This window comes from Okeania sp. SIO3I5 (assembly GCF_010672085.1).
Lineage (GTDB): Bacteria > Cyanobacteriota > Cyanobacteriia > Cyanobacteriales > Microcoleaceae > Trichodesmium.
Genome location: NZ_JAAHHT010000117.1, coordinates 1 through 6260, shown reverse-complemented (window position 1 = coordinate 6260; position 6260 = coordinate 1). Strand labels below are relative to the sequence as shown.

The 6260-nt window shown below is 34.1% G+C and carries 7 protein-coding genes and 1 pseudogene; 4 read left to right on the top strand and 4 right to left on the bottom strand.

Annotated elements, in window-relative coordinates; translation table 11 throughout:
- The 4 genes from F6K40_RS23265 to F6K40_RS23250 form a co-directional block, all read left to right on the top strand.
- Positions 1–210 (top strand): hypothetical protein (locus F6K40_RS23265; RefSeq protein ID WP_365672508.1); only part of this gene is annotated, 210 nt, incomplete at its 5' end.
- A gap of 2 nt (positions 211–212) precedes the next feature.
- Complete coding sequence (locus tag F6K40_RS23260; RefSeq protein WP_293139480.1) at positions 213–1481, top strand: DUF3696 domain-containing protein; 1269 nt, start codon at positions 213–215, stop codon at positions 1479–1481.
- Positions 1482–1485: 4 nt separating this feature from the next.
- Positions 1486–1995, top strand: a complete 510-nt coding sequence (locus tag F6K40_RS23255) for a hypothetical protein (protein WP_293139479.1) — start codon at positions 1486–1488, stop codon at positions 1993–1995.
- 129 nt (positions 1996–2124) lie between these two features.
- Positions 2125–2346: a hypothetical protein gene (locus F6K40_RS23250; protein ID WP_293139478.1), complete on the top strand. Its 222-nt coding sequence runs from the start codon at positions 2125–2127 to the stop codon at positions 2344–2346.
- A gap of 177 nt (positions 2347–2523) precedes the next feature.
- Here the strand turns inward: F6K40_RS23250 and F6K40_RS23245 are convergent, their stop codons facing one another.
- The 4 genes and pseudogenes from F6K40_RS23245 to F6K40_RS23230 form a co-directional block, all read right to left on the bottom strand.
- Positions 2524–3765: an RNA-guided endonuclease InsQ/TnpB family protein gene (locus F6K40_RS23245; protein WP_293139477.1), complete on the bottom strand. Its 1242-nt coding sequence runs from the start codon at positions 3763–3765 to the stop codon at positions 2524–2526.
- Positions 3719–4291, bottom strand: a pseudogene (locus F6K40_RS23240) (IS607 family transposase). Before F6K40_RS23240 ends, F6K40_RS23245 begins: the two are co-directional and overlap by 47 nt.
- Positions 4292–4528: 237 nt before the next feature.
- Positions 4529–5578, bottom strand: coding sequence for an AbiTii domain-containing protein (locus F6K40_RS23235; RefSeq protein ID WP_293139476.1), 1050 nt, complete (start codon positions 5576–5578; stop codon positions 4529–4531).
- Positions 5579–5693: 115 nt separating this feature from the next.
- A complete protein-coding gene (locus F6K40_RS23230; protein ID WP_293139475.1) occupies positions 5694–5852 on the bottom strand; it encodes a hypothetical protein in 159 nt (52 codons plus the stop codon).
- Between the last annotated feature and the right edge of the window lie 408 nt (positions 5853–6260).

The window sequence follows — 6260 nt, the reverse complement described above, 5'->3', positions numbered from 1 at the left end:
ACTAAGATAGAATTAGAGAATTTTAAGTGTTTTCGAGAAAAAACTCACGACGATAAATTTTTGGAGCAACACAAAGAAACTATTCAAAAAAATTTTGTAAAATTACGAGAAAATTCCGAGTATGTTGGTTCTATTAAACGAGTTATAAATGATCAAGATACAGTTATTAAAAGATTTGATTTGCCACAAGAAATTTGCGGAGATGTTTAGCAGTGTTGACTAAGATAGAATTAGAGAATTTTAAGTGTTTTCGAGAAAAAACTGTTTTTCCATTGGGGCAATTAACTTTGCTTACTGGTATTAATGGAAGAGGAAAATCTAGTTTGCTTCAGTCTCTACTATTAATGAGGCAATCAATTGAATATGACAATCGTACAAATAAGTTGATTTTAAATGGCAACTGTCTTAATTTAGGTAGATTTGATGAAATTAGAAATACAGGTACATCAAGAGAAAAACCTATATATTTTAATTATTTTTATGATTACACAATAGAAAATATAGCTGCAACAATAACAATGCAAGGAAGTATTAATTATTCTTTTGTTGAAGATATGAACGATGATTTAGTTGCCACACTTGCAGAGGTTGAAATTAAGGGAAATACTTTTTTATCATCAATAAATAATCGTAGCTTTTATCACAAAGTATTTAAAGATAATCCAACTATCTTACAATTTTTTTCTGACTGGTTAGACTTTTCTTCCATTAATTATACTGAACTATTTAAAACATTAAAATATGATCCAAATATATTACAATCTACTGCTACCTGGGTAAACTTTTCTGCCATTCATTATATTTCTGCTGATAGAATAGGTCCACAAGATTTTTATTTGAAATCGACTCTTCCGAAATTTCCTAATGTTGGTTTAAAAGGAGAACAAACAGTTAATTTACTTGACAGAATGAAAGATGAATTAATCAACGATAAATTATATTTAGGTGAAGGTGCGCAAACTTTAATAATCCAAACAAAAGAATGGCTCAATAAAATTTTTGATGGAGCAAAAGTTGAAGTTTTCAGTTCACAAACTAATATATTAGAACTAATGTTAAATAGTAGTTTATCAAAAGAGCGTTTTCGCCCCGCTAATATTGGTTTTGGATATCATTGTATTTTGCCTATTATTGTTTCTGGACTTATCGCCAAAAAAGGAGAAATGTTAATAGTAGAAAATCCTGAAGCTCATCTACATCCTAAAGCACAATCTGAACTAGCTAAATTTTTAGCGAAAGTAAGTAATTGTGGCATAGAAGTATTGATAGAATCTCATAGCGACCATATTTTAAACGGATTGCGAATTGCTGTTCTTGATAATATTTTGAGTAATGAAGAATTAAGCATCTTATATTTTTCTCAAAAAATTGGTGAGTCTGTTGTTCAAATACCTATTGATTCTGATGGCAAGATAGAAGAATGGCCTGATGGATTTTTCGACCAAATGGATAAAGATTTCGAGCGTCTTTTTGGGATTTAAAATAATGATTAAAATTGAAATGTTTATCAATGAGGTTTCTTTAAAAGGGCAATATTCTAGCCAAAAAGAATTTGAAGAAGCTTTGAAAATTATTAAAAGTATTTTTGAATTGATTAATCGTCTTAAAAAGGAAAACATAAATCCAAAAAATTATTACACTGACGTGCTTTGGAATTGTAATATAATTGAGGATGTGATTTTCAAAGAAAGTTTTAACAAAATCAAGCAAAAAGATTTGAAAACAGCAATTAGAAATATTATCTTTAATAAAGTAAATCCCAAGGATTGGCAAGAAGAAATAATTCATTCTGATGAAGATAATTTTGATTATCTTGATGGTGAAGATTACAGAGATGCAGCAAATACATCCTTAGCAGAAGCGACAGAAAGACAATTAATTAATTTCGACTCAAAGTATTTATTGATTAATTTTATAGATTCTTGTTTTCAATGTCAGCATCAGGAGATTATAGAATGCAATTCTATCTCTATTGTGAAAAACAATGACACATAAAATCTCATTCAATTAGATAGTATCGATCAGAAAGTAGGATGACAAAACTGGCTGGAAAAAACTTGTCAATTAAGTCAATTTAACTATGATGAATCTTCTAGCAATCCTCCTACTGACAAGCAAACGATCTTGAGAGATACTAATAGATTTGAACTTACTCAAAAACAACATGATGGTAGGAGAATTTATAAAGAAAAAGAAACTGGATATCTCTGGTATGTAGATAATCTACATTATGGAAAATCTGCCCATTTAGAAGTTTTTGATAAGACAGGGAAAAATCATATTGGAGAATCAAATTTAGAAGGAAATATTGATAGAGCAAAATCTGATCAAAAGAAAAGCGTCTAAATAGATTTTAATGTTCCTAATATTGCTCAAAAACTCAAACTTCTCTTGCATACATCCTGCATCATTTCCCAGAACGAACGATACCGAAAGGCACCAGGATAATCATTACCAAAATCCCATGCTTCCCATTCATTTCTGGAGTGCTACTTTTAATCTCATCAAAACGCTCGAATATTATCAAAGCGCCTCAGTAGATATAGCATCACTGATGACAATAGAATCATTAACAACAGTGAAGGCAGTAGCCTGCAAAGCTCTTAACATTATGTTTCGAGCGCCATTTATATCCCGTGCAATTATATGACCGCATTGAGGACATTTATAAATCTTGGAACCACCCAAGTTCTTATGAACGTGACCGCAATTCGTACAAGTTTTAGAAGTATAAGCCTCGTTGCAGCGAACGACTAAAACTCCTTTGCGGGCAGCTATTTGTTCTAGGTGAGAAGCAAACTTTCCATGACTCCAACTCAACATATTTCTTACAGATTTGCGATTAATTTTTCTGGATGATTTAAGAACCATTTGAGAAGTTTCATAAGTTGGTAGAAAAATTAGTTTGTAGCTATTAGTCAATACTGAAGCTACTTTGTTATGCAAATCTTTTACTAATTGCTGAATTTTGCTTCTCATCCGAGTTGCAGCCTTGCGCATTTGATAACGTTGGCGTTGGTTTTTTGATAGTGCAGCACGACTTAATAAATTGTCTAGGTGCGAGCATAAACGGTTAAGTCGCCCGATGTCTCCCTTACCAATTTCTAAAACGTTTTCACCATCATAGCCAGTTAAAAATGCTCTATTCCCTGGGTCTAATGCAATAACTTTATCGGAACCAGTAGTCGTTGGCTCAATGTATTGAGGGAAGCAAGCAAACCATTGCCCTCGTTGATAAACCAGCTCAGTTCCATAATCACAATTGTGAGGTATTTGATATCCTATTGCTGTGCAAAAAACCATACCTTTTACCTTTTTTGGGAACCAAGTTCCATCTCTGTAGGCATCATTTTTAAATTGAATTGTTTGGGACTTTTGACGACAAGAACGGTAACGTAATTGAAAACTTTTATTGTTGTTAGCTGCCTTTACTTGTTTGTATGCAAGCTCTGCTTCACAAACAGCTTCTTGTCTGGTTTTTCCTAAACATTTAGTCCATTCATTTTCAGGTTGAAATTGTCTGCTTTGAATTACTTGGTCTAAAGATTTCCCTTTTGGCAAAGTTCTCTGATGATTAAAAAACTCAACGCACTGATTGTAAACCCAACGATAAGCAGCCAGCCATTGCTTCCATATTTTATGCAGTTCTTTGCTTGGCCAAACTGGAACTTTTAAAATACTATTTGGCTGAACTTTTTGACTCTTTTTGTATGGGTTTTTACCGTACTTTCTCACTGGTTTCTTTTTTGTATCTTCGCAACCCATAAAGCCGCGAACTGAAACAGTGGATGATGGACAACATATCTTGAACGAGTTCTTGTTCTGGAGATTGTTTGCTCTCATTGAAAACCAAGAGTTCGCATCCATTACGTTCGCATAGCCACTTAACCAATTCCCATCCTCAGCTAACGAGTCTATCTGGGTGGGCAACGACAAGGCGTTTGATATCACCTGTGAAAATTCTGTCCAAAATGGATAGAAATCGCTTCCGTTTAAAATTAAGTCCGCTGCCAATTTCTGATACGATTTCCGCTTCTGGGAATCTTGAGAGCAGTAGTTCAATTTGTCCCTCAATATCGTCTCGTTGGGAATGGCTTGAGACTCGCGCATAACAAACAGTGGTAATTGTCCTGGGCAAACCTGCTGCTTGCTCGATTTCTTCGATTGAGTACCGCCTGTGCCCTGACGGGGTTTTGATTGCTTTGATTTTGCCAACTTCATCCCATCGTCTGAGACTTGAGACTGCAACTCCAAGAATGGAGGCTGCTTCTTTGGGTCTGACATATTTCATCTACACATTTACATTTCTTTTTTTCTATCCTAGCACGTTTTATTATTTTTCGAGTGATTGAGATAGAAAATTAATAATTTGTTACCAACTCTATTAGTTTCATATCTCTTAGTGTTAACCTCAATAAATTAGAACACTGTGTAACCTAATGATAAACCATAATAAAGATCATTAGTAATTCTGACATATAGTTTGACTCCAGAATGAATTTTAATCTTATTATAGACCTACTTAATACTATTTGTTATTACTATTGTCTGGTTGAAACCAACCCTTGATTGCTGCTTTTGCAACTTTAAGAGGCTTATTTTCTAATACAAATTGATCAATTGCTGCTTCTCCAGTTGCTTTTAAAGAATTGATTACACGGCGTTTAAAGCTAGGAGTAGTTTCATCATTAATATACTCAATCTTTTCCTCCTCAGTAGCATTAGGATTAGATTGTTCTAACTGTTTCAGAAGCTTTTGAATTTCGTTAGCTGCTTCTGTAAGAGTTTTCTCTTCCTTACTATGGATATATGGATTGGTTTGTTGTCGCGCAGAGTCTGTAACTTTGTTAGCTATATTACCCGAATTAGTTCCTTGAAAATTATTAACATTTTTGTCTGACATACATATCTCCTCATTATGTGTTTGAATAGTTGCTCTGGACAAAGTGGTTTGATTATTATTATGGAAGATGCACCTATCTAAAATGTAGGTGATGGTCTGATCTGGAATTGGCTTTGTACCAAGCTCAACATCACCTGCATCTGGATTTTCAGCTTCAATCTCAATTACAAAGTCTAAAATCCTGCTCTTTACAGTATCAAGAATTGCAACATAGGCATGAGTAGGAATAAGAGTCCATGCTTCCATGCAAGTATATCTCGATTCATTACCGATATAGTAATTTAGTAGAGGAAGATAATCTGCTGGCCATAATAGACGAAGAACACTTTTATTCGCTTCACTCACAACTCTCTCTAAAGCACTAACGCTTTGAAGAATATCTTTTGTTGATACTAATTCCCTAAAATCTTCGGGTAAGGGATATAGAGGAATCTGGCAATTTTTCCAACCGCTACCAAAAGAACAAAAAAAATCACCCTGGCACTCTAAGTTCTTTATAATTCTATAATCTGGCACTTGCTTTTCGTATTCATAACCATTCAACTCCTGTTCGATCCACTCATTAAAGACTAGATGCTCCAAACGTGCAGCTAGAATTTTACACATTCGCAAAATATCTGCTAACTGAAACTTTGGATCGGTTGTAGCATCTTGGATGTGCCGTAATAAACTCATTCATCTAGAAATACTTTTTTTCTACTTTAGCATAGAAAATTTTAAAATTAGTGGGGAGAAACTTTTGGATACTTCTCTAGTTAGAATAACTGTTTATTGTGCAGAAACTTTATTCTCAGTTCCCCTCAAATAGGTTCAGCATATCTTCCGGTAAAGGAGCATCAAAATCATTTGGAACAGTAAACTCACCTGCACACAAACCAAATGGTCGTAATTTATTACTACTGCTAATAGGTCTAATTTCAGCGATATAGCTGCCGCTAGGCTCCGCCAACGCTTATTCAGCAAACTTTAATTACAACAATTTTCTCCTCTTCTACTAGCTGCAAATATTTCAGTAGATCGCTTTGAATTTCATCAAATACCATTATAGAACCCCTAACCGCATCTTTTGAGGAAGTTGAGGTTTGAAACCTCTCTGCTCAGGTTTGGGACTTCAAGGTTTCAGGTTTGGGCCGTCTCAGTTAACTCCTACCCTAAGCACTCATACTTTTTCAGCAAACTCTCTTGTTGACAAAACTAAAATGAATGTTTATACTTCTTTTTAGATAACATCTCTTATGTTATTTTTTTTAAACATCTAACTATTGTCCAATAGTAAAGGAGAAAATCATGCGTACTAGAGAAGCGTCTTTTTTATTAGGTATCTCTCGTCAACGTTTATTAGTCTTACTCGCTCAAG